This is a genomic window from Streptomyces sp. NPDC107454, assembly GCF_055582885.1.
Genome location: NZ_JBVJPA010000013.1, coordinates 1 through 21,435 on the forward strand (window position 1 = coordinate 1; position 21,435 = coordinate 21,435).

Genomic DNA, 21,435 nt, shown 5'->3' on the forward strand with positions numbered 1-21,435 from the left:
CGCGTCATGTTTCGGTAGTACCGTCGAGCAGGCCGCCTCCCCAGGGCGCAAACGAGGTCAACCGGGGGCGCGTTGGGATCAGACAGGAGCGACCCTGCCGAAACGGGTCGCCGAACGACGACATGAATCCCTTGCCCCGCATCAGGCACATCTGCCCCGAGAGCCCCATACCGGCTCGGTCTGCGAATCGACGCGAAACAACCTCGCCAGGACAAAACGCTCTTTGAGACCGCGTTTGAGATCTCGGTCCAGGCATGCGCGACTGGTCCGGTCGGGATCGAAAATCGGTTGCGCCGTGGTGAAAGATGAAGGGCGTGGTCACCAAGGAACGCGCCGTGGAGCTGGTCGAGGCCCTGCTTTCGAGAAAGCGGCAGGAGTCGCCATGGATGGCACGGTTGCCCGAGCTCGCTGTCCTCGACGTGAAGGAGCACGCGCTCGGGTGGCTGGTCACCTGGCAGTCGGTTGAGTACATCCGCAGCCGCGATATCAAAAAGATGTTGGTGGGCAGCGGGCCCTACCTGGTGGACCGCCAGGATGGGAGCATCCACCACATCCCTGTCACCACATACGTCCGCGAGGGCTGGGAGAAGCTCTATTTCCAGCAGGTCAGGGGGGTCTAACTGCCCGATCCGCTGATCACAGCCGTCCAGGCACTCGTGCACTCCGACGGGACGATGGCCGCGATACGCCACCTACGGAAGCAGGCACCCCGGTTGGGACCACAGCAGGCGAAGGCCTACGTGATGGCCGTCCGGGACGGAAACGAACCTCCGGAGGAACTGGTCAGCCTCACCCGGAAGCCGGAGAAGTGTCCTCCATTGCCCATCACGATGCTGGCGGGCCCGGCTTGGTAGCGGTCCGGCAAAGACGGGGCAGCCTTGTCAAGACGACGTGCGGCGGCTGACATCAGCGGCTGACACCAACAAGCGCGAACAGCAGCGGTCGACGCCGGACCTCAGTGGACGATCGGCCGAGGCGCAGGGGCGGTTGGTCGACGTTGGCGGACCCCTGTGATCAACTTGATAAGGATGAGGCCAGATCTCAAACTCTGCTTCAGTGCCAGCGCTCCTTGGTCAGCCAGGCGATCGACTTGTGCAGGTCTTCATCTTCCGAGGTAGACGGCAGCGCGGACGCGGTACAACGAACCCAGGCGTGTGCGACCAGCGCCCTCATGCATGCCGGATGCGTGCCAAATCCTGCGGGAACCTCGAGGAACCGAGGGGCCTGCAGTGGCAACCGCGCAAGCGTCATGATCGACTGCGCCGCAGGTCAGCGAGGCACAAGCACCCGCGCCTCCCAAGCTGAGAGCAGGGGTTGGGCGATGCTTCCACCCCTGCGACTCCTGGCGCTTCGGCCAAACCGGGACGTAGGCCACGACTACGCGGGACCATGCACCATGGTGAGTCGCCGACCGCCAACCGAACCCAGTTTGCTCGTTGCCCTCTGGTGGCTGTTCCTTGCCGCATGCGCTCTCGTCATGTTCCTCGGGGCATCAACCTCCTGATCGGCTCACCCGACGCCCCCGGTCCTTCTCCGACCGTTACTGTCACCGAGACCCAAACTGAGGGACCCAGCCTGTCCGATGACATCCCGGTCAACCGATAGACCCGTTTAGACACCTCAGGCATGTAACTCGTCAAGCCAGGGTGGTCGTTGTTCGAGTGTGCGTCGGTAGTGTTATGGACATGCCCGAGGCGTGGATCGGCTTCAACTCTCGTGATCGGCAGCGATACTGGTGGCGGACCGGCATCCTGACGCTGGCGCTCGCTGGTGTGATGGTGGCGATGAGCTTGACCACGCATGAACCGGGCAAATGGTGGTGGGTCGGTGGCGTAGGGGCCTTCTCCGTAGTCGTGCTCTTGAGCACGATCAACTCGATCTATGGCCAGGTCCTCCTGACCACGACGGGGTTGGAATTCCGCACCTTCGTCAGCAGGCGGGTGGTTCCCTGGAGCGAGGTCGCGCGCATCGAGGAGCGGCAGCGGGTGTCACGGAGCGGAACCTGGTCGGACCTTCGTGTCATCAGGGCCCATGGGCGCTCGCTCACGATTCCGGGGACCCTCACCAATCGCTTGATGGATCCGGAGCTTGAGCGGAAGCAGGCCGTCATCCAAGAGCGCTGGTCCCTCGCAATCGGTGGCTGAGGGATCTCATGCTGCGAGAGCCTCGGTTGCGATGGGGAAGGCGACGGCCTCCTCGAAAAGCTGTCCGTGCTGAAGGCAGTGGTAGAGCTGGCCAAGCATGCGGTTGAAGAGGTTCCTCTGTGCGGCAGCATGCCAGTCTCCGTGGCCGTCGCGGCGCCTGCGGTAGTGGGCTTTGGCGCCCGGTGAGGCGGTGATGGCGGAAAAGGCCCAGAGGTAGCCGGCGTGGTTGAGACGGTCGTTTTTCACCCATCGGCGAGTGATGCTCGACTTCTTGCCGGAGGCCCGGGTGATGGGTGAGGCGCCGGCATACGCCTTCAGGCCGCGGGCGTCGGCGAACCTGGTGCGGTCGTCTCCGATCTCGGCGAACAGCCGGGCACCAAGCTGTATGCCGAGTCCGGGGAAGCTGAGGATGATCTCAGCGTGCGGGTGCTGAGGGAAAGTCTCCTCCACCGCCTTGGCCAGATTGTCGGCGGCGGTGCAGGCGGCCTCCAGCTGGACCACGAGCGCAAGCATCTGTGTGCCGAGTGCGTCCTCCACTAGGGAAGGCTGGTGCGCCCAGTCGGCGCGGAAGATCTCCCGGAGCCGGTCGGCCTCGGCCTCGATGCCCCGTTGTCGGCCGGCGCGCTTGAGCGCGGCCTGCAACTGCGTGCGCGTTAGCCGCGAGGCCCGCGTTGGTGTCGGAGCCGCCTTGAGGAGTTCGTGCGCCTCCCGGCGGCATAGACCGTTCTTCCAGGACTCGAAGGCCGCCAGCGCGGACGGGTAGTACTCCCGTAGCAGCGACCGGAGCTGGTTGGAGATCTGCTGCCGGTTCCACGTCGCGTCCTGCTGAGCCCTGGCAAGGACCGCAACGGCACGGGCCAAGTCGCTGTCCTGAGACAGCGGCCGATGGGCATGCATGTCGGTGCGCAGGATGTTGGCCAGGACGAGGGCGTCTCCGGGATCGGACTTCTTGCGGGAGACGGAGTGCCGATCGCGGTAGCGTGCAGCGGCCATCGGGTTGATCGCGAACACCTGCCTCTTACCTGTCCGCAGCACGGCGACGACCAGTCCTCGGGAGGTCTCGATCGCGACTGGGATCGGGTTCTCCTCGGTGTCGCCGTATTCGGCAAGGAGGTCCAGCAGGATCTTGTAGCCGGCCGTGTCGTCGGTGATGTGCCGCTTGGCCAGTATCTGGCCACTGTCGTCGACCAGGGCGACGTCGTGCGTGCGTTCCGCCCAGTCGATGCCGCAATAGATCAATTCTTTCCCCTCCAGCTTGCTGTTCGTGCTGGTCACGAGCTCATACGGGCCACGCAGCGACCTAATCCCAGGACTCAGCACTGTGGCCGGTCCGCCACCTCAGTAGCCGTTCGTGGCACCAGCTCGTCCCACGGGCCCCGGTCTTTGCGGGAGCTCGAATGGCTCGGGCATTGCAAGGGGTCACCGTGTGGCGGGCTCGCACCACCAACACCAACGAGTGGTCAGAACTGCAGTGTTGACGGACTCGAAGGCGCCGGACGATGCCGCTCTCTACCAAGGTCTCGGGGACCTGTAGGCAACGAGGCATACGTCCGGCGCTCGCGCAACTGCCACCACGTACCAGGACCGCGTGCCGCTCTATACGGAGGTCTCAGCAGACCCGGTTCGCCGCAGGCATCGCAGCCCCCTACTCGAACATCCCGAGAAGCTTCCGCTCCATCGGAACGCCCTTAACTACGGATTGGGTTCGCCGGATGGCCGACCCGCCCCCTCCTGTCCCGAGTGCAGCCAGCCCCCTGAAGTCGGGCGGTCTCGTGCTCTCCGGGCGGGACAACGACGGCCGCCGGACCTGCCGGTCGCTGTGGCGGTACGCCGATCGGCCTTGACTCGGGCGTTGAGACTCGACCGGCCGCACCGGCAACCTCCTCATAGGCTTGCGCAGTCGTTGTCTTCAACTGTTCCATGCCCCCATGACGCAGCGATCTTTCGTGGACGGGTTCAAGCACCGCTTCAGCCCGCATCCCGCTCAAATACCACGAACAACTTGGCAGAAACTCAATAGAGCCAAAACGGACTCCGGTTGGCCACTGCTCGTACTCAATTTTTCCATCTCCGCCCTTTTTGCTGCGACTTTCATAGACTCGGCAATCTCTGCCCATGTACTCCCGGCCCTCTATTGGTGGTTGAGCGTCGGCTGCCTCCTTAGCCTTCTGCGGACTGGACACGTAATGGTGTGTGTCGTCAGAGGTCAGGCGGGGCAGCTCGCACCAGAAGCACCCGGGGCTTCGCCGGGCAGCGGCAGGTATCAGGGCAGGCATACCTAAAGGTCCACACATGGCCAGGAGCGCCGCACATTGGTGAAGCCCGCAGTCGACCGGCTGTAGCCGCTCACGGCCGTCTGACCAGGCAAGCAGGCGTCGCAAGAAATGAACCAGTCCAGCGCTCTGCTGCCGTACGCCCTCAGAGCGAGCACTCTCGTCGCCCTGCCGGAGGGTGCGCCCCACGCAGGCACCGGAGTCGTGAACCGCACGGCCGCGATCGGGGTCACCGTCAGCCACGCCGTGGAGCAACCGGAGCCACGGCAGGCGACCGCCGAGGAGGCATCTCTACTCGGCATCCAGAAGGCCGCGCTCGTCACGCACATCCGGCGGACGTACAACAGCGACGACGGACGGCCGTGGAGACGGCGGACATCGTCGTGCCCGCCGCTCACAGCGAGATCGTCTACGAGATCCCGATCAGCCGTCAGCCAATGTCAGAGGCCGACATCTGACATCCACGGCTGACATCAACGAGGCCGGACGGCGGCACACACCAGCACCCCCGCACGACCGTCGAACCAGCCGCCGACGGCCCCAGGGGCAGGTGTGGATCGAACTCCTAAAGCGGGTGTCAGCCACATGCCGACCTGGACGATGCGAGCGCTGCATCAGGCATGGGAGTGGTAGCGGGCATCAAGGGTGGGCCATGCGCGGTCCATGAAAGGTGGCCGGTCGATGCGGTCGAAGCAGCGCACGAGGAAGTCGCAGAAGGTGCCCGCGGTCTCGAACCAACTGTTGCACTCGCTGCTGACGACGATGCGCCACTCATCAGGGTTCGGTTCGATTGCGAGGAAGTAGTACTCGCTGCCGTGCTCGTCCGAACCCCAGGAGATGAGGCCGCCAGGATCGGGGTGGAAGGGGTACGGATACAGGTCCGGGGCACTGAGTCGCGCCCGGCGCCAGTCCTCCAGCGACCACAACCGGTCCAACTCGGTGGCGTCGGCTTCCAGAGGCCGGCTCAGCGATAGGTAACCGTCGATGCTCCCCGGCCCGTACAGATCCAGGAACGCCTTGTAATCCGAAGGCAGCCCGACACCGAGATACTGCTCGGACGCCGTCCACAGACGCGGCTTGGCCCAGCCCCAGGTCACCGGTTCGCCTAGCAGCGCCCTGAGACGATCGAGCGACGACATAGCTCCCCATCCTCCCCGCGGAACCTACCGACGCCACATCGTGCACCATGAGGGCCAATGAGCGCCTTCGCCTGATCTCCTCCAAGGCACGCGCCGGTGTTGCTGTACAGCAGCGGAGTACAACAACCACCACGACCGTTGGCAACCGCCAACGGCCGCCAAAGGCCAACTGACCAGCCGACCGGACCTCAGTCCCCCCCAGCCGGCCGAGAGTTCGGGACGAAGAGGTCGTGCCAGACGCGTGCCAGATCGTGCGGGGAACCACGGGGAACAAGAGGGAACCAAGACGACGGCCACCAAGAGCCGACACCGTTTCGCTGCAGGTCAGACTCGCAGCGAGCCCTAGATCACCTCAGCTTCCCAAGCTGAGCTCGCAGCACTGCTGCCACCGCTCAGGGCCTCAACCGCTGGCAGCTGGTCAAGCTAGGCACCGGGCCATCCGATGGTCACATCGATGGCGTGGGCGTCCCAACCCGGGTTATCCACCGCCACACGGACGTTCCACGCTCCTCGGTCCCCGACCAGGCGCACGAATCGGGTGAGTCCTTCAACATCGCCCACGGCCAGGCGACCGTCCGACAGGAGGAGTTGGCCGTCAAACACAGTCGCAAACGTCGGATTAGCACCTGAGGGGCCGTTGGCCTCCCGGAAGACCCGCACTCGGATGAGATCCGTCTGAGGGCGCACGCGGACTGCAACATGGGTGTCGCAACTCGCGACGTCCGCGTCTCCCAGATCGAGGGAGACCGGAACCCAGTCCGTCGCGCCCAGGTGCGACGCGACAGCCGGGCCGCGACCATGCCCGCCACCCGCCTGAGCAGCCGAATCGGCCCACTGGATGAACCAACGGGCCGTCACGAAACATCGAGGCCAGTGGCCCATGATTCCCCGGCGCCGAACAGAAGTAGTTGATACAGCCATCGATCTGCTGCATACCAACTGTTCAGTTTGGCAAGAGTCTGGCGCAGGTCCATACCTGCTGGGTAGCGTGCGCGCACCCCCCCGCTTCCCTTCGGTCCCGTATGGGTCCATGAGTCGCATGAGGAGAAACGGGATGCCAGATCCGTTCCCTTATCCCGAATACCAGCCGCACCGGTCAGGAGCGCCGTACCGCCCCGCGCCTCGTTTCTCCTCTTCCGATGTCATCTACGCGTGGCAGCAGCAGGAGTCCGACAGCGGGACGACGTCGCCTCACACGGGACTCGGTCACCACAGCGACCTACGTGTGTTGCGCCGCGCCTACCGCACCCAGCGGCGCGTGGCGACGTTCACGGCGCTCGGATACTTCACGCTCTTTCTTGTGCTGTCCGCGTTCGCACCGTCGTTGATGACGGGCATTGTCTCAGGCGGCCTGTCCACGGGGCTGCTTCTCGGACTGCTCCAGGTACCCGTCACCTGTCTGGCGGTCGGGCTGTACGAGCACGCCGCGCGTCGCAGGGTCGACCCGATTGCGGACCGCATTCGCAAGCAGGCCGACCTGGACGTGAAGCGGGGGGTGGCATGGTGAGCGGTTTCAGCAGTTCCACGCAAGCGATGTCTCTGGTGGCATTCACGACGGTCGCTACGATCATCCTGCTGCTGTGCGTGATGACAGGACCTGATGGTGACGACCTCGACGAGTTCTACACCGGGTACGGGTCGCTGTCGCCGATGCGCAACGGCCTTGCCATCGCCGGGGATTACATCTCCGCGGCGACGGTCCTGTCCACAGGCGGGGTGATCGCGCTCGACGGGTACGACGGCGTCGTCCTGGCGTTGAGCATAGCCCTCTCCCTCATGCTGCTGATGTTCCTGCTGGCCGAACCGTTGCGCAACGCGGGCCGGTTCACCATGGGCGACGTGCTTGCACGGCGGATGCCCGGCCGCAAGGTACGCATCGCCGCGTGTGTGGCGACGATCGCGGCCCTGCTGCCGATGATGCTCATCCAGCTCGCCGGCACCGGTGATCTGCTGGCGTTCATCCTTGGCTTTTCCAGTGACTCGCTGAAGACTGGATGCATCGTCGGGATCGGCGCACTGATGATCAGTTACGCGGCGATCGGCGGGATGAAGGGCACAGCCCTCATCCAGGTCTTGAAGATTGTGATGCTGTTCGGCTCCGGCGCGGTCGTGGCCGCGCTGATTCTGCGGCAGTTCGACTGGGACCTGGGCAAGCTGTTCTCCGCCGCGGCAGCGCACAGCGGCGTGGGGTCGGCCTTCCTGCACTCCGGTCTCCAGTTCGCCGGTGGCCCCAGCCCCCGGCTCGACATGATCAGCTCGGAGCTCATCGTGATCCTCGGCGGCGCCTGCCTGCCGCACGTCACCATGCGCATGTACACCGCGACCAGTGCCCGTCAGGTGCGCCGGTCGATGTCCTGGGCTGTGTCGTGCGTCGCACTCTTCATGCTGATCTGCACGGTCGTCAGCATCGGGGCAACGGCACTGATCGGGCGCACGACGATCGCCGGCGCCGACCCGACGGGCAGGACCGCGTATCTGCTGGGCTCACGGGCCGCGTTCGGAACGGACGTTTCGACGTCCGAAACGTTCCTGTTCACCATGGTCACAACGGCGCTTTTCCTCACCCTGCTCGCATCGGTCGCCAGCATGATCCTGGCCTGTGCCAACACCCTCGCGCACGACCTGCTCGCACACCGTGGGACGACTCCCGGCCGTGAGATGACCATCGCCCGGGTCTCCGCCCTGGCGGTGGGCGCCCCCACCATCCTGCTGGCCGCCCTCGTCCAGCACCGCAATCTGCAGCCGCTGGCTCTGCTGTCGGCCTCCATCGGTGCATCCGCACTCGCACCGGCACTGGTCTACAGCCTCTTCTGGCGCCGCTACACCCGCACGGGTCTGCTGTGGACCCTGATCGGCGGCACACTCGCCACCCTCGTCCTCATGACCGGCACCAACCTCGTCTCCGGTTCCCCCTCCTCCGCCTTCCCGCACTCCGACTTCAACTGGTTCCCGTTCACCACCACTGGCCTTGTCTCCATACCCCTGGGCTTCGCTCTCGGCTGGACAGGGACAAAGATCTCCGGGCGGCAAAAGGCGGAGGAACAGCGCCAGCAGTACGAGGCGGTCGAAGCATGGATTCTGGCGGGGGCGGCGAGACGAGGAAGCTGAATTGCGCCGAAAGCACCGCCCGGAAGAAGGCGCTCAACGAGTTCGACCTGCGCTCGCTGAAAGCCGCTCGGTCGCGCCTTGCCGCCGCTCCGCGCCCCTTCGTCGCCGAGTGCCGCGCCCTCCTCCATACGGGCCGACAACTGCTCGTATTGCGGACTGAGTTCGAGTTCCACCGGGGCCGCTTTCGCAGCCGCGACACGGGCTCTTTCCAGGGTGCGCTTGGTTTCAGCGCGGACACGGTCGGCCTCCTGGCGCTCCTGCTGCAGCATCGCCGGGGCCGGTGGCTCGCGCAGGAGGTCCTAGGCGGGAAGGTCATCGCCGTCCGTGCCTGTCGGGCATGCTTTGGGGAGTGTGACTGATAGGCCGATGCTCTTCATCGCGGCTTGGAAGGGGACTCCGGGTGGTGTGGCCGCTGACCAGATCACAGAGGTGCAGGTGCTGGTGTCGCAGTTTCCGCCGAATGTGAAAAAGTCGCCGCTCTCCACGGACTTGCAGCGGCACACAGCATGTCTCGGGTTGCGCGGGTCGATTTCGCATTCCACGTCCAGACAGTTTGCCCATTGCGCTCGGGGGGTGCAGGTCATGGTGCGGGTATGGTGGTTGGTGTTTTGTGTCGAGAACGTCGATACCAATCTTTTGCCGACCGGTGCGCGTTTTGCACACGAGGTATAGCCGTAGGAGTAGCCGTATTCCACCACGCAGCGGCAGATGACGACGTTCGGGTCGCTCGGCGAGGGTTTGCAGGCGGCTTTGGTACACAGCGCGTAGCGCTGTTTGCAGAGCCATCCCCCAGCGAACTTCACTCGCTTTGGGCGCCAGTTCGCCCCGGTGGCGCCGTGGGCCGTCGCGCGGGTGGAGATGACGGCGGGCACCATCATGGCCGAGGCGAACAACAGCACGCGTCGTGCGATCGTTGATCTACCGCGCGGTTCGAGTGCCCTGGTCACCAGGTCGGCGATCTCTGCTGACCCGGCTGCCGGCGCGGCGGCGAGGATCCGGTCGGTGTCGATCAGCATCGCGCTGGGTGTGGCGGTCAGACCGTAAGTGGTGAGCAGCATTCGGTCTTCGTCCACCAGTAGGTTCCGCAGCCCGTGCTCACGTGAGAAGGCAACGCTGTCCGCGGGGGTACCGCCGTTCACGATTGCGATGGTCAGCCGTTCTGCATGGGCCTGTTGCCACCGGGCCACCTGTGGCAGCAGTGCGTCGCACGCGCTGCACGCGTGATCAGTGAAGAGAAGCAGGAGTGGCTGACGTGCGGCGGCAAGCAGTTTGTCCAGAGTCCATACTTGTCCCGTTGCGTCAGACAGTGAAAAGCCCGGTGTGACCATGCCCGGTCGTACTTTCCTGGATCGCTTGAGTCCCAGCACCACCCAACACGTCGCCGCGATGGTCCCTAGGCCCGCGAAGAACCATGGGGTGCGCCCGTCGGTTGCGACGAATCCCGCCATAGCTGCGAGAAGCCCGTTGCGCGCGAGCGTGGCCCACCCGACCGGCGTGGCGCGTAGCCCTCCGAAGCAGTGGCAATCCGGGGTCCGGCCGCGTGCGATGCTCACCACGATGGCCAGACAGAACGTCAGCAACAGTCCGAGCGCTCCCAGCGCACCGATTCTTGCCCATGGGTTGACGATAAGGGCCAGGGCTGTGACGAACTCGTAGGAGATGAGAAAGTATCCGAGCGGAATCCCCGTTCGAGCCGGCAGGCCGAAGCTTGCGATTGCGCGAGGGAGTCCCTCGCGGTCCATGAGTTTGGCGATCCCCGCGACCCCGAAGACCGCAGCCAACACCAGCCGTGCTGCCAGGACCATGCCTGCTCACTCCCATCGTTCTGGACGCCCTCCGGACGGAGCGCAGGCATCACGCACACATACCACGGCGCCCGAACGACTCGTACCTCCATGCGAGGCCGCGAACAACAGTCCACAGGCCGGATTCATCCAGACGGCCGTGAGCCCGGTGGCTGATCGACATCAATGGCGTCCATTGAAGGTCCTCGGCAGGTTCCGAAGTCTCCCCATGACGTTGGACGCTTGTTCGTTGTGCGGCGAGGGCGTGGTGTCGCTGTCGGGTCTCAGCTGGTGTGAGGTAGCCGAAGACTGGAGTGCCCCCCGAGATTCCGACCTGGACGCGGGATGTTTCGTCATCCAGAGGAAGTGATCCGAGGAAGTGATCCAAGGTGGCAAAACGGGGGAATTTCCCGGACGAGTTCAGATCGCAGCTTCCCAAGCTGAGGGCTCCCGCCACTGCCTCACTGGTGGGATGCCGGCCGACGGGGAAGGTGCGTAAGCACCCGTGTGTCACACCCCGGCTCGCGGACCGGTCGTTGCACCTGCACGCCTGGTTCCACGAGATCGAGACCGGCACCACCCTCCACCACCGACCGCGCGCCGCCTCCTTCCTGCCCCTGTGAACAGCCCCACCCACCCCGACGTATACGACAAGGTGAACGCCCGTGACCTCCACCGGCCGGCTCGTCTACGACGAACGCCTGACCGCCCCGAGAACCTGGTGGATCATCGCCGTGCTCTTCGGCGTCTCCCTGGCCCTGATCTTCCTCCCCTACGGCGGCATCGCCGCACTCATCGCCCTGACCATCGGCACCTGTCTGGCCGGGATGTACGTCAGTTCACAGGGGCCGACGCGGTTCCGGGTCACCGCCGACACGCTGTTCGTGGCCGACGCCCGCATTCCGCTGTCGGCACTCTGTCAGCCGGAGTCCCTCCATGGCGAAGAAGCCCGCGCCTGGCGGACGTACAAGGCCGATCCGCGGGCCTTCATGGTGGCGCGCAGCTTCGTACCCGGCGCGATACGCGTCGAGGTCCTCGACCCCGACGACCCCACGCCCTACCTCTGCCTCTCCACCCGCAGGCCCGAGCTGCCGGCCGAGGCGTTCGGCGCGCGGTCCTGGCCGCGCAGGTCCGGGCAGTGACGAGGACTCCTGCGACGGTGTCGCCCGCTCCGTCCGGCCGGTAGGACATGATGGCGGCCGTGCCACCTGATCACGTGACCGGGCACGAGAGACATGCCCGAGCAGGCCGGGCCAGCCACGCGGGTGCGTGCGCGCGGGCCGGCCTGTTCGCCGTGCTCGGCACCGTACTCGCGACCTTCGGGCACCACACGGTCGCCGAAGGCACCGTGCCCTGGCGGCTGGTGGCCCTGTTGGTCGTGGCGCAGTTCGCGGCGGTCTGGCCGCTCGCCCGGCGCCGCTACGCGCTGGTCGCGACTCTCACCTTCACCCTGGCGATGCAGGGGGTACTGCACCTCGCGCTGTCCGCCATGGACGGCGCCACCTCGACGGCGATGCCGCAGCACGCGATGCACGCCGGGCACATGGCCTCCGCCTCCGGGGACGGTCACTCCTGGCATCACGCCGGAGCGGCGATGACGGCCGTGCACACGCTCGCCGCGCTGGCGGTGGCGTGGCTGCTGCACCGGGCGGACGTACGGATGACCGCGGCGCTCGGCACGCTGCGCACGCTGACCAGGGCGGCCGCGGCGGCCCTGGCCCAGGTACTGCCGCGAGCGATCACCGATCCGGAGAGGGTGATGCTCCGGCTGCCGACTCGGCGGGCCGGCCCCTTCTTCGCGGTGGCGGCCCAGGCATGGGAAGAAGTACTGGAGCACGCGGTGGTGCGCAGGGGACCACCGCAGCGGGAGAACCCTTCGGTCCTTCACCGGTCCCGGCAGCCACGGGGCCGGATTCTCCCGTATCAGCAAGGAGTCTCCCTGTGTTCATGTCCACCCGCCCCCTGGCACGTGCCGGCCGGCGTTTCGTACTGGCCGGCGCTGTCGCGCTGACGGCCACGCTCGCCCTGGCCGCACCGGCCGCCGCCCACGCGGAGGTCGAAGCCGACCGCCCACAGGCCCTGGCGGAGAACGTCACCCTGAGCTTCGTCTCCGAGGCCGAGTCCGCCTCCGCGGGCTTCACCGCGATGCGGGTCGTGCTTCCCGAGGGCATCGCCCCTGCCGACGTCACCCTCGACGAGGCCCCCAAGGGCTGGCAGCTGACGGCGGCCAAAGACGGTTACACGGTCGGCGGCCCTGCGCTGAAGGCCGGGGTCGACGCCGAGTACAAGATCAAGGTCCGGCAGCTGCCGGACGCAAAGGAGCTGGTGTTCAAGACCGTCGAGACCTACAGCGACGGGAAGGTCTCCCGCTGGATCGAACTCCCCACGGGTGGCGAGGAACCCGAGCAGCCCGCCCCGGTCCTCGCACTGAAGGCGGCGGCCCCGGGCGCCAGGCCGGTCAACCCCAGCGCCAGCGCCGACTCCAGCTCCAGCTCCAGCCCGACGGCAGCGCAGTCGGAGAGCGCGGCCTCCTCCCCCTCCGCCGCCGCGACGGAGTCCGACGCCTCGGCGGCTGCCAGTGACACGGCGGCTGATGAGGGCGACGGCATGTCCTCCGGTGCCCTGGCCGGCGTGATCGTCGTCGTCCTGCTCGTGCTCGGCGGCGGGGCCTGGTGGCTGGTCAAGCGGCGGACTGCCTCGTCCCAGAGCTGACGTCCACCGCCGTCGCCCTGGGGTGCGACTGCCCCGGGGCGACGGTCGGCCGCTGCTGTGAACGTTCCGGTGCGGATCTCACTGGACTGGGACAAGAACGCCATCGACGACGAAGCCCTGTACACCGTCAGCTCCTACGAACCCACCCCGGACCAGCGCTGCTCCGGGCACCCGACGGCACCGGTCCGCAGGCTTCACCGGCCGGACCACGTCACGAGACAGGTCGGCGTGGCCGCCTGCGAGACGGGGTTCAACGAGCACCGGGACATGTCGGCGGAGACGACACGCCAGGACACCGTGTAGGTGCCCTGGGCCGGCTTGCCGCCCAGCATCACCCGTGCCGTGTTCGCCTTGCCGTCGGCGTGCGCGACCGCGCCCCGGTCGACGCGCTGGTTCTTCGGGGACAGCACCCGCAGGGAGCCGTCGGAGAGACTGACGGATTCGGTGAAGGCCAGCGTGATCTGCTTCGGGGCCGTCTCGAGGACGGCGGTGTCGGTCGGGTCGGACCCGGTGAGATGGGCGTGGGCGGAGGCGGTGCCGGACGCTACGACGTGCTCGGGGCCGCGGTGGGGCCGTAGCCCCTCAACTGCCGGATGGTTCCCCCGAGTCTGGAGCGGAACCCCTCGAGCAGTTCGGGCTGGGCACTGACGATCCAGCGGGTGCCGACGAGGTACGTGCCCCCGTATCCACTGGCGCTGTCCAGCCAGAGCTCCTTGTACCGATCCTCGGGGAAGGTGGTGATGAGGTAGTCGACCTTCTTCGTGTGGCATACGCCCTGGCGCAGTTCCTCCGCGTTGATGCGGATCTTGGGCTTGCAGCCGGTCAGGCCGGCAATCACCTCGACCTTCGCGGGTGCCACGACCCCGGCCGCGGGAGCGGCCGTCACGGACGCCTTCGCCTGCTTGCGCTCCGCAGCGGCGTCGTCCTCACCTCCGCTGCACGCCGTGGCCAGTGGGAGCAGGGTCAGGCCACCGACCAGCGCGGCGCCGCGCACCAGGCGGGAAGTGGTCAGAGTGCGTCCGGTACGTCCGCCACGTCCGCGTGGCTGCTGCTGAAGCACGTGCCTCTCCGTCTCCGCGTATCCGCGTTGAGCTGCCCGCAGCGGCGGACAGGCGTACGACAAGGGGTACGGGTGAACGCCAAGGGCTGTTCACCCCGTAGGTCACCGCCAGCCCGTGGGGCGGTCGGGACAACCGCCCCACGTCGGCCGGGCCCTGGCAGGAGCGGTCGGTGACGTGCGAGTCGAGGACCGCCGGGGTCGTGTCGGTCGGCTCGGCGGTGGTGACGTTGCCGGTGGCGTAGCCGCTCTTCTGCGCCGGCTCCAGGATCGTCCGTACGGCGTTGTCGGTACCCGGCGTCTTGGAGATCCGCCCGTTGACGGTCTTGACGCCGGTCGCGCAGCCGGTGCCGCTCGCCGCCGAGTCGGTCACGCAGTCCGGGGTGCCGTCCGCGTGCACCGCGTACGTCGTGTACGCACCCGTCAGCGGGAACTTGTCCATAGCCTGGGGGCCCTGCCCGACCCTGCCGGCCGTAGCCGTCCAGGGCCGGTGGCCCCCCGCCCGGTCTCGAGGACTGCGGTTGTTCAGGGCCGGTAGACCATCCCCGGCTGGAGCTTGGCAGGGGCGAGCAGCTGCGACACCGTGACGATGGTGTAGCCGCGCTGCTTGAGCGCCTTGATGATTCCCGGGACGGCGGGCACGGTCCCTTTGTGCAGGTCGTGCAGCAGGATGATGCCGTCGCGGTGAGTCTGGTCGAGCACCCGCTTGGTGATCAGGGCCGAGTCGGTCGTCTCGTAGTCCTTGGCCGTGACGCTCCACAACACCTGCGCCAGCCCCAGGTCCTGGCAGATCTTGGCCACCTTGCGGTTGGTGCGGCCCTCCGGCGGGCGCATCAGGATGGGCTTGGTACCGGTGACCTTCTCGATGGCGTCCTGCGTCCGGGTCAGCTCCCGACGGGCGTCGGCCTCGCTGATATCCGTCAGAACCTCGTGGTACCACGTGTGATTGCCGATTTCGTGCCCCTCGTCCGAGATACGACGCAGGATCTTGGGGTACTTCTCGATGTGGCCCTTGCCCTGCACGAAGAACGTCGCGTGCAAATCATCCTGTTTCAGGATGTCCAGCAGCTTGGGGGTCGTCAGGCTGGGGCCGCCGTCGAAGGTGAGGGCCACGCACTTCGCCTTGCGGCAGTCGACGTTCCCGGCCACCGTTCCCGATGCCTTGTCGCGGGCGGCGCGCGGTGAGGTGTGATCGTAGGTCGTGACCGTCAGAGCCACGATCAGCGCGACGGCCGCGGCGGCGGCCACTGCTGTGACGACAGCGATGACCAGGCGAGGCCGTCGTATTCGTATGTTGAAGGGCATGCGAGACATTTCTCCGAGTCGGATTGTTGCTGCGGCACGTATGGATGGGGATGGCCTTCACGGCGATCGGGTTGCTCTCGGCCCGTGTGTCGCCGGAGAGGGGCACCCGGTTGAACGGCGGGAAGTTCTTGTCTCGCGTTATCGCGTACGGGCGAGAGCCGGCTTCGCCGCGAGGTCTCGCAGGCGCACGTCGAGCGTCAGGCGATGCCTCAGGAAGCGTCCGAGTCGGCGCTCCACCCATGTGTGGATGAGCGCGGCCAGACCCAGCATGCAGATGACGGACACCGCCATCGAAGGCAACGGTCCCAGCCCCGGAACTGCCTGGATCAAGCCCTTGGCCAAGGGAATTCCGATGCTTTGGTGGACGAGGTAGAAGGGGTAGGTGAGCCCGCCTGCGGTGACCAGCCAACGCCATTGCAGTCCCGCCAGCCGTCCGACACCTGCGAGTGCCAGCAGCCCGAGACAGACGGTGATGACGGCCGCGCACACGGCCCAGGAGGGCCGGCCCTCGCCGGGGGACGTGGTGGCATGGTCGGCCACCCGGAATTCGAGCACGGTGAGTTCGTAGCACCAGGCGAAGCCCAGCAGGAGCCACAGCAGGAGGTTCTGTCCGAACCTGTGCATGAGGTAGAGAACGATTCCGGCGACGAAGAGACCGGTGTACCGGGTCAGCACGAATTCGTTGAGCGGTGGCGAGTGAAGTTCAAGGGCGATGACACCGGCCAGGAGCCAGGCTCCGCAGAAAGCCACCATCCGCCGATAGGACAGTCCGGAGATGAGCAGTACGGCCATCAGCAGGTAGAAGCGAGCCTCCACCCAGAGTGTCCAGCTGACTCCGCTGACCAGGTTGAGTCCCAGTGGCCCCGGAACCATCGTCAGGTTTCCCAGGACCGTACGAGGGTCGATGTGCGCGGCGGCAGGCCAGTGGCCCATCCGTGCGACCAGGACGACCAGGACGACCAGGAGCACCGCGCACCAGTACGCAGGGAAGAGCCGTGATATCCGGGAGACGGCGAACTGTGCGGGAGTCCGCCCCCAGCAGCTCATGCAGATGACGAATCCGCTGATGATGAAGAAGAACTCCACGCCGAGCCAGCCGTAGCGGCTGATCTCGTGCAGGAACGGCGCGAAATCCCTGATCTCGGTCTTTCCCCAGAAGTGCGGGGTGGGTGTCCCCAGAAAGTGATAGGCGGCCACCATCACCGCTGCTACCAGGCGGAGCCCGTCTATCGCGGCCAGTCGCGCCTGCCCGCTCTGCGGTCCACGCGAGTCGACGGACCCGCTCGGCTCACCGTGTCCCGGGATCGGACGTCGCGTACGACGAGGACGTGTCCACATTTCGGCAGGCAACTCATTGGCGTCGGCGGGCATGGCGAAGTGACCTCCGTGCTGAGGGGATCGCTGAGAAGGGCCCCTGACGGGCGAAAGACCGTGCGGTGGCGTGCCGCCGTCAGACGCGGCGGCGCAGGAGCAGCATGGTGGCGGCCGTGAACAGGAGGGCGAGGCCGCCGAGGACGGCGGTGTCGGTCCACTGGAAGGTCCAGTAGTCACCGGCCGGGTTGGCCTCGTAGAAGCGGGCCACGTATCCGTGCTGGGCCATGCACTCCCTGAGGTCGGCGCCCGAGGGGAAGGGGCACTTCAACACGTCGTCGTGACGGCCGGAGGCGGTGATCAGGCCGTAGTGGCCGGTCGACCACTTGTCCCCCATGGGCGCCTTGGGGACGATGCCGGCGCTCACGTACGTATGCGGCGACACCAGCAGGCGCGTCCTGTGCGTCCACTCCAGCACAAGGGTCATCACCCCGGTCACCAGGAGGGCCAGGCCCATCGCGGCCAGGACCCGGCGGGCCAGCAGACCCAGCAGCGTGCCGGCCGCGAGCCCGAAGAGGGCGGCTGCGACGACGCGCGGGCCCGAGCCGCTCAGGGCTGTGCTGTCGTACCAGAACAGGCCGTAGCTGCGGTCGGCGGCGGGCCGCCACCACCAGGTGAACACGCCCGCCAGCAGGCCGGAGAGGACCACCGTGGTCGCCGCGGCGAGGGCGAACCGGGAGGCGAACCACTGGCCGCGGCTTATGCCCTGGGCGAGGACCATGCGGTGCGTGCCCAGTTCCCGGTCGCGGCCCAGCAGCGGGGCGCCCCAGAAGACCCCGATCAGGACGGGCAGGGCGAGGTTCACCATCCCCAGGTACTGCAGCGGGGCGATATCCAGTACCAGCGGCTGGCCGGTGTCGGTGCGCAAGCAGTACAACGGTCCGGTGCCGCAGTGGTCGAACAGTCCGCTGTGCAGGGCGTCCAGCATGTCGGAGCGGTAGTACGCGGCGATCGCCACGGCGGCGGCCAGGACGGCTGCGCCGATGCCGACCAGCACGCGCTGCTGACGCCACGCGAGCCAGAGGGCACCGCTCCGCAGCGAACCGACACGGACGTGACCGGTAAGGCGGGGAGCAGTACGGACGGGACCGGTGCGGAGGGGAGCCGTACGGAGGGGACCGGTGCGGAGGGAGCTCTTCATGCCGCCGCCTCCGTCCGCTCCGCGCCGGCCGGGCGCACCGTGTCCCCGGCGTGCAGGTAGCCGATCAGGATGTCCTCCAGGCTGGGCCGGTCCGCGTGCCAGTCGCCGACCAGTGGTCCTTGCTGCCGTACCAGGGCGGTCATCTGTCTGCCACCGGCCCGGCGGTGTACGACGGTGTGCCGTGCGGCCAGAGTGTCGGCCTGGTCGGCGTGCCCGGTCAGTACGGCGTGGCTGTCACGCAACGCCTCGGCGTCCTCGCTCAGCTCGACGCGGCCGTCCCTCAGCAGCAGTACCCAGTCGCAGGTCTGCTCCAGTTCGGGCAGGACGTGCGAGGACAGCACGATGCTCGTCCCGTGCTCGGCGGCCTCGGCCATCAGCGCGGCCATGATCTCACCGCGCGCCACGGGGTCGAGGTCGGCCATCGGCTCGTCGAGCAGCAGCAGGTCGGGCCGTTTGCCGAGCGCCAGGGCGAGCGCGACACGGGTGCGGTGTCCGGGGGACAGCTCGCCGACGCGGGCGGAGAGTGCGATACCGCCCTCGCGGACGGTCCCCTCGGCGACGGCCTGGTCCCACGAGGAGTTCAGTTTCTCGCCCATCAGCAGGGTGTCCGCCACGGTGAAGCGGGGGTAGAGCGGTTTGTCCTGGGTGAGCAGCGCGACCCGGGCGCGGGTCTCGGGCGTACCCGGTACGGCGGCGTCCAGTACCCGTATCTCCCCGGCGCGGGGCCGCAGCAGGCCGGCGGCCAGGTGCAGCAGGGTGCTCTTGCCGGCGCCGTTGCGTCCGACGAGGGCGGTGACACGGCCCCCGGGCACCGTGAACTCGCAGTCCCGCAGGGCCCAGCCGCCCCGCGCCCGGTACCGGAATCCGAGTCCCGTGGCGCACAGCGCGGCCGGCGCGTCAGGCCCGGTCATGCGTTCTCCTCTTTCCGTTCCCGGTCGCCCGGGGTGCGGCTGTGTTGCTCGTTGTCGTAGGCGTCCAGGGTGGCGGTGACCAGGGCGAGGATGTCGGCCCGTTCCAGTCCCGCCGCCCGTGCGCGTGCCGTCCAGTCGGTGAGTTCCGCGCGCAGCGGCGAGTCGTCCTCCGCGCCGGGACGGGCGAGCGACCGCGTCACGAAGGTCCCCAGCCCGCGGCGCAGTTCGACCAGGCCGGCCTGCTCCATGTCGCGGTAGGCCCGCAGCACGGTGTTGGGGTTGATGGCGGTCACCGCCACCACCTCCTTGGCCGTGGGCAGCTTGTCCCCGACCTTCAACGTGCCCATCCGGAGCGCCCGTTCGGTCTGCTCGACGATCTGCACGTAGGCCGGTACGCCGCTGCCCCGGTCGATCCGGTACTCGACCACGTCACCTTCCATGACCACAGTGTGCTCAGTACACTTCCACTAATGAATTAATACAAGCATGGTGGAGGCGTGGCAGCGATGTCAAACAGAGACACGACCCGAGCGGCTCTCGCCCGCCGGGCCCTTCGGGTGTGACGCGTACGGCGGACAGGGACCGGAGTCCAACACGGCCTCCAGCGCGCGACCGACCGCCATCGAGCTCGCGGCAGGCGCCCCACTCCACCTGGCGATACAAACAATTTTCCGTCCGCTGCCTGCGACCGCGGCGCCCAACCGTTCGCCGAACGGACAGACCATGCGTTCAGGGGGAACGATGCGAGCGACCACACGTCTCACCGCCGGGTTGGGAGTGCTGATGGTGGGCTTGGCCGCAACGGCCTGTGGCCACAAAACCGGAGAGGACGGGACCGCCCCTCCCGCGAGTGGCGTGGCGAGTCCGTCCGTTCCGTCCGTCACTTCATCCGCCGCTTCCTCCCAGGCGCCGGAACCCACCGGGTGCCGAACCGGTTCCTTGACGTGGACGCTGGTCCTGCTCCCCACGAAAAGCAGTGATCGGCGCGACGCCCTATTGACCGCCGCCAACCATGGGCCCCGGACATGCGTGTTCGCCGGTTACCCGGGTTTCAGCGTCCACAACGGGAAGGCGAACAGCATTGAGGGCGTCGGCCACGGACACCTCAAGCCAGTCATTCTGCAGAAGGGGGCAAGAGTAAAGGTCGACGTGCAATACACGCCCCGCGGTGCGAAAGGCGCCGGCGACTATTGCGTCAACGAGGGCGAAGCGCTGGTGTCGGCACCGCACAACCCCGACCGTGAGCGCACGAACGTCCCCGTCCTGGACACCCATCGTGCAGCGGCCCAGATCGATGCCTGTGGCGACTCCATCTCCTTGTCACCACCGCATTGACCACCACGATGCCGACGAGGTTCCACACGCTTGCGGGACGGTCCGTCCGGACCGTCCCGCACTCGGCCGGCGGCGGGGGTCCCTACCCGCCGCCCGCCGGCTGTGTCGCTGCTGCCATGGGTTCGCTGCCTCCCATGTCCAGCCGGAACGGCGGGTACTTGTCGGTCATGAGGTACGCGTAGACGAACACCCTCAGCGTCCAGCGCAGCAGGCCCATGAGGAGGTCGAACAGGCCACGCGGGTAGCTCCCGGTGAACATCAGGATCACCGCCGCGACCAGAGACAGCAGGCCCATGAGCCCGGAGCCGAGCGGACTGTAGTGTTCGAGGTGCCGGTACGCGCTCGAGCCGCCGCTCGTCAATACCGCGATCACCAGCAACTGCGGTATGACCAGCAGCCACTTGACCAGAACCAGGCCGCGGGACAGTCGCTTGGGATAGGTGACATCGACGCGGATCGGATAGTCGGGCACGTCTTTGAGGGTGAACGGCGGATACTTGTCGGTGCCGAGCACTGTGTAGGCGTAGTAATTGACTCGCGTGTTCCAGCGCAGGACGCCGACATTGAAATCGAAGAGCGGTCGGGGGTATCTGCCGGTGATGAGGATGCTGAAGAACGCGACGATGCTCAGCAGCAGGAACACGATCCACAGGACGAGAAGGACGATGTAGTGCGGGAAGGCGAGGATCCACTTCACCAGCCACTTCCATCGGGCCAGGCGGGGATCCAGGGTCGCTTCGACGCATAGGGGATGAGCGGAAGTGGGAAACATTACTGCCACATCCTTTCTTGTGCGAATAGGAGGAAATGCGGCCCGTAAATCGCATCCCCGGATTTTTTCGACGATGCGAGCGGGCCACTTGCTCTCTGTGAGCCGTGTCTCCATTAGGCCCCGGCAATAGAATTGCGTCATGCCCCTGGATTTCGTGTCAGGGGAACACGTGACTTGACGGATCGCGGCGGACCCGATAGGCGTGGCGGCGGCGTAGGACGTCGGCGGTCACCCGCCCGTATGCGCGCTTGACCAGGCCAATCACCGATGCCGAGCTGTCAAGCCACGAGGTTCCGTGGCATGACGTGAGGCTCTCCGGCCGGTTTTCCTGGATATGGAATTCCGCAGGATCGCGTGAGACTCAGGACCGTGCCACAGGAAAT

General features: G+C 66.9%; 21 protein-coding genes and 2 pseudogenes. 11 read left to right on the forward strand and 12 right to left on the reverse strand.

The features are described from left to right. Positions 1 to 314: 314 nt before the first annotated feature. Positions 315 to 620, forward strand: coding sequence for a YrhB domain-containing protein (locus ACZ69M_RS31045; protein WP_470054998.1), 306 nt, complete (start codon positions 315 to 317; stop codon positions 618 to 620). Positions 621 to 1,685: 1,065 nt separating this feature from the next. Then, positions 1,686 to 2,144, forward strand: coding sequence for a hypothetical protein (locus ACZ69M_RS31050; protein ID WP_470055000.1), 459 nt, complete (start codon positions 1,686 to 1,688; stop codon positions 2,142 to 2,144). A gap of 6 nt (positions 2,145 to 2,150) precedes the next feature. Here the strand turns inward: ACZ69M_RS31050 and ACZ69M_RS31055 are convergent, their stop codons facing one another. Beyond that, positions 2,151 to 3,383 carry an IS110 family RNA-guided transposase gene (locus ACZ69M_RS31055; protein ID WP_470055549.1) on the reverse strand — a complete coding sequence of 411 codons (1,233 nt, stop codon included), beginning with the start codon at positions 3,381 to 3,383 and terminating at the stop codon, positions 2,151 to 2,153. Positions 3,384 to 4,552: 1,169 nt separating this feature from the next. Between ACZ69M_RS31055 and ACZ69M_RS31060 the strand changes: the two are divergent. Next, positions 4,553 to 4,875: pseudogene (locus ACZ69M_RS31060) on the forward strand (UTRA domain-containing protein); the annotation flags it as partial. 156 nt (positions 4,876 to 5,031) lie between these two features. Here ACZ69M_RS31060 and ACZ69M_RS31065 read toward each other — a convergent pair. After that, a complete protein-coding gene (locus ACZ69M_RS31065) occupies positions 5,032 to 5,556 on the reverse strand; it encodes an SMI1/KNR4 family protein (protein WP_470055002.1) in 525 nt (174 codons plus the stop codon). A gap of 1,054 nt (positions 5,557 to 6,610) precedes the next feature. Here ACZ69M_RS31065 and ACZ69M_RS31070 point away from each other — a divergent pair. Both ACZ69M_RS31070 and ACZ69M_RS31075 read left to right on the forward strand, forming a co-directional pair. Next, complete coding sequence (locus ACZ69M_RS31070) at positions 6,611 to 7,063, forward strand: DUF485 domain-containing protein (protein ID WP_470055004.1); 453 nt, start codon at positions 6,611 to 6,613, stop codon at positions 7,061 to 7,063. Positions 7,064 to 7,089: 26 nt separating this feature from the next. Continuing rightward, positions 7,090 to 8,664 carry a sodium/solute symporter gene (locus ACZ69M_RS31075; RefSeq protein WP_470055006.1) on the forward strand — a complete coding sequence of 525 codons (1,575 nt, stop codon included), beginning with the start codon at positions 7,090 to 7,092 and terminating at the stop codon, positions 8,662 to 8,664. A 299-nt stretch (positions 8,665 to 8,963) separates the two neighbouring features. Here the strand turns inward: ACZ69M_RS31075 and ACZ69M_RS31080 are convergent, their stop codons facing one another. Further along, positions 8,964 to 10,469 (reverse strand): MauE/DoxX family redox-associated membrane protein, encoded by a 1,506-nt coding sequence (locus ACZ69M_RS31080; RefSeq protein ID WP_470055008.1) that lies wholly within the window; start codon positions 10,467 to 10,469, stop codon positions 8,964 to 8,966. A gap of 470 nt (positions 10,470 to 10,939) precedes the next feature. Here ACZ69M_RS31080 and ACZ69M_RS31085 point away from each other — a divergent pair, with 470 nt between their 5' ends. Genes ACZ69M_RS31085 through ACZ69M_RS31105 form a run of 5 tightly spaced genes read left to right on the forward strand, consistent with a single transcriptional unit; the run spans position 10,940 to position 13,463 of the window. Beyond that, entirely contained in the window at positions 10,940 to 11,071 is a 132-nt protein-coding gene (locus ACZ69M_RS31085; RefSeq protein ID WP_470055010.1) for a hypothetical protein, read from the forward strand. Between the two features lie 42 nt (positions 11,072 to 11,113). Beyond that, positions 11,114 to 11,590 (forward strand): DUF3093 domain-containing protein, encoded by a 477-nt coding sequence (locus ACZ69M_RS31090; RefSeq protein WP_470055012.1) that lies wholly within the window; start codon positions 11,114 to 11,116, stop codon positions 11,588 to 11,590. A 59-nt stretch (positions 11,591 to 11,649) separates the two neighbouring features. Continuing rightward, positions 11,650 to 12,459 (forward strand): hypothetical protein, encoded by an 810-nt coding sequence (locus ACZ69M_RS31095; RefSeq protein WP_470055014.1) that lies wholly within the window; start codon positions 11,650 to 11,652, stop codon positions 12,457 to 12,459. Continuing rightward, the gene (locus ACZ69M_RS31100; protein WP_470055015.1) at positions 12,396 to 13,160 is read left to right on the forward strand and encodes a DUF1775 domain-containing protein; all 765 of its coding nucleotides are present in this window, start codon (positions 12,396 to 12,398) and stop codon (positions 13,158 to 13,160) included. The genes ACZ69M_RS31095 and ACZ69M_RS31100 overlap by 64 nt, the downstream gene beginning before the upstream one ends. Positions 13,161 to 13,217: 57 nt before the next feature. Next, the gene (locus tag ACZ69M_RS31105; RefSeq protein ID WP_470055572.1) at positions 13,218 to 13,463 is read left to right on the forward strand and encodes a hypothetical protein; all 246 of its coding nucleotides are present in this window, start codon (positions 13,218 to 13,220) and stop codon (positions 13,461 to 13,463) included. On the opposite strand, the gene ACZ69M_RS31110 is transcribed toward ACZ69M_RS31105, so the two are convergent. The 8 genes and pseudogenes from ACZ69M_RS31110 to ACZ69M_RS31145 all read right to left on the reverse strand — a co-directional run bounded on the left by ACZ69M_RS31110 (position 13,355) and on the right by ACZ69M_RS31145 (position 19,385). Next, on the reverse strand, positions 13,355 to 13,816 hold the full coding sequence (locus ACZ69M_RS31110; protein ID WP_470055551.1) for a copper resistance CopC family protein: 462 nt from the start codon (positions 13,814 to 13,816) through the stop codon (positions 13,355 to 13,357). The two genes, ACZ69M_RS31105 and ACZ69M_RS31110, sit on opposite strands and share 109 nt — an antisense overlap. Continuing rightward, positions 13,705 to 14,220, reverse strand: coding sequence for a hypothetical protein (locus ACZ69M_RS31115; RefSeq protein ID WP_470055017.1), 516 nt, complete (start codon positions 14,218 to 14,220; stop codon positions 13,705 to 13,707). The genes ACZ69M_RS31110 and ACZ69M_RS31115 overlap by 112 nt, the downstream gene beginning before the upstream one ends. A 133-nt stretch (positions 14,221 to 14,353) precedes the next feature. Continuing rightward, positions 14,354 to 14,659 (reverse strand): annotated as a pseudogene (locus ACZ69M_RS31120) (alkaline phosphatase); the annotation flags it as partial. Between the two features lie 83 nt (positions 14,660 to 14,742). Further along, positions 14,743 to 15,522: a polysaccharide deacetylase family protein gene (locus ACZ69M_RS31125; RefSeq protein WP_470055019.1), complete on the reverse strand. Its 780-nt coding sequence runs from the start codon at positions 15,520 to 15,522 to the stop codon at positions 14,743 to 14,745. Positions 15,523 to 15,660: 138 nt separating this feature from the next. Continuing rightward, positions 15,661 to 16,860 carry an acyltransferase family protein gene (locus ACZ69M_RS31130; protein WP_470055021.1) on the reverse strand — a complete coding sequence of 400 codons (1,200 nt, stop codon included), beginning with the start codon at positions 16,858 to 16,860 and terminating at the stop codon, positions 15,661 to 15,663. 112 nt (positions 16,861 to 16,972) lie between these two features. Further along, positions 16,973 to 18,034, reverse strand: a complete 1,062-nt coding sequence (locus ACZ69M_RS31135; protein WP_470055023.1) for a transporter — start codon at positions 18,032 to 18,034, stop codon at positions 16,973 to 16,975. After that, positions 18,031 to 18,945, reverse strand: a complete 915-nt coding sequence (locus tag ACZ69M_RS31140) for an ATP-binding cassette domain-containing protein (protein WP_470055025.1) — start codon at positions 18,943 to 18,945, stop codon at positions 18,031 to 18,033. Before ACZ69M_RS31140 ends, ACZ69M_RS31135 begins: the two co-directional genes overlap by 4 nt. Then, positions 18,942 to 19,385, reverse strand: a complete 444-nt coding sequence (locus ACZ69M_RS31145) for a GntR family transcriptional regulator (RefSeq protein ID WP_470055027.1) — start codon at positions 19,383 to 19,385, stop codon at positions 18,942 to 18,944. Before ACZ69M_RS31145 ends, ACZ69M_RS31140 begins: the two co-directional genes overlap by 4 nt. 343 nt (positions 19,386 to 19,728) lie before the next feature. Here ACZ69M_RS31145 and ACZ69M_RS31150 point away from each other — a divergent pair, with 343 nt between their 5' ends. Next, positions 19,729 to 20,280, forward strand: coding sequence for a DUF4232 domain-containing protein (locus ACZ69M_RS31150; RefSeq protein ID WP_470055553.1), 552 nt, complete (start codon positions 19,729 to 19,731; stop codon positions 20,278 to 20,280). An 82-nt stretch (positions 20,281 to 20,362) separates the two neighbouring features. Here ACZ69M_RS31150 and ACZ69M_RS31155 read toward each other — a convergent pair whose 3' ends face one another. After that, on the reverse strand, positions 20,363 to 21,052 hold the full coding sequence (locus tag ACZ69M_RS31155; protein WP_470055028.1) for a DUF4389 domain-containing protein: 690 nt from the start codon (positions 21,050 to 21,052) through the stop codon (positions 20,363 to 20,365). Positions 21,053 to 21,435 lie beyond the last annotated feature (383 nt).

Excerpts from the sequence above, each read along its gene's own strand:
- ACZ69M_RS31065 (WP_470055002.1), bottom strand. The coding sequence starts at position 5,556 with ATGTCGTCGCTCGATCGTCTCAGGGCGCTGCTAGGCGAACCGGTGACC.
- ACZ69M_RS31100 (WP_470055015.1), top strand. The coding sequence starts at position 12,396 with ATGTCCACCCGCCCCCTGGCACGTGCCGGCCGGCGTTTCGTACTGGCC.
- ACZ69M_RS31080 (WP_470055008.1), bottom strand. The coding sequence starts at position 10,469 with ATGGTCCTGGCAGCACGGCTGGTGTTGGCTGCGGTCTTCGGGGTCGCG.
- ACZ69M_RS31075 (WP_470055006.1), top strand. The coding sequence starts at position 7,090 with ATGTCTCTGGTGGCATTCACGACGGTCGCTACGATCATCCTGCTGCTG.
- ACZ69M_RS31140 (WP_470055025.1), bottom strand. The coding sequence starts at position 18,945 with ATGACCGGGCCTGACGCGCCGGCCGCGCTGTGCGCCACGGGACTCGGA.
- ACZ69M_RS31150 (WP_470055553.1), top strand. The coding sequence starts at position 19,729 with ATGGTGGGCTTGGCCGCAACGGCCTGTGGCCACAAAACCGGAGAGGAC.
- ACZ69M_RS31130 (WP_470055021.1), bottom strand. The coding sequence starts at position 16,860 with ATGTGGACACGTCCTCGTCGTACGCGACGTCCGATCCCGGGACACGGT.
- ACZ69M_RS31050 (WP_470055000.1), top strand. The coding sequence starts at position 1,686 with ATGCCCGAGGCGTGGATCGGCTTCAACTCTCGTGATCGGCAGCGATAC.
- ACZ69M_RS31125 (WP_470055019.1), bottom strand. The coding sequence starts at position 15,522 with ATGCCCTTCAACATACGAATACGACGGCCTCGCCTGGTCATCGCTGTC.
- ACZ69M_RS31155 (WP_470055028.1), bottom strand. The coding sequence starts at position 21,052 with ATGTTTCCCACTTCCGCTCATCCCCTATGCGTCGAAGCGACCCTGGAT.
- ACZ69M_RS31135 (WP_470055023.1), bottom strand. The coding sequence starts at position 18,034 with ATGAAGAGCTCCCTCCGCACCGGTCCCCTCCGTACGGCTCCCCTCCGC.
- ACZ69M_RS31070 (WP_470055004.1), top strand. The coding sequence starts at position 6,611 with ATGCCAGATCCGTTCCCTTATCCCGAATACCAGCCGCACCGGTCAGGA.
- ACZ69M_RS31145 (WP_470055027.1), bottom strand. The coding sequence starts at position 19,385 with ATGGAAGGTGACGTGGTCGAGTACCGGATCGACCGGGGCAGCGGCGTA.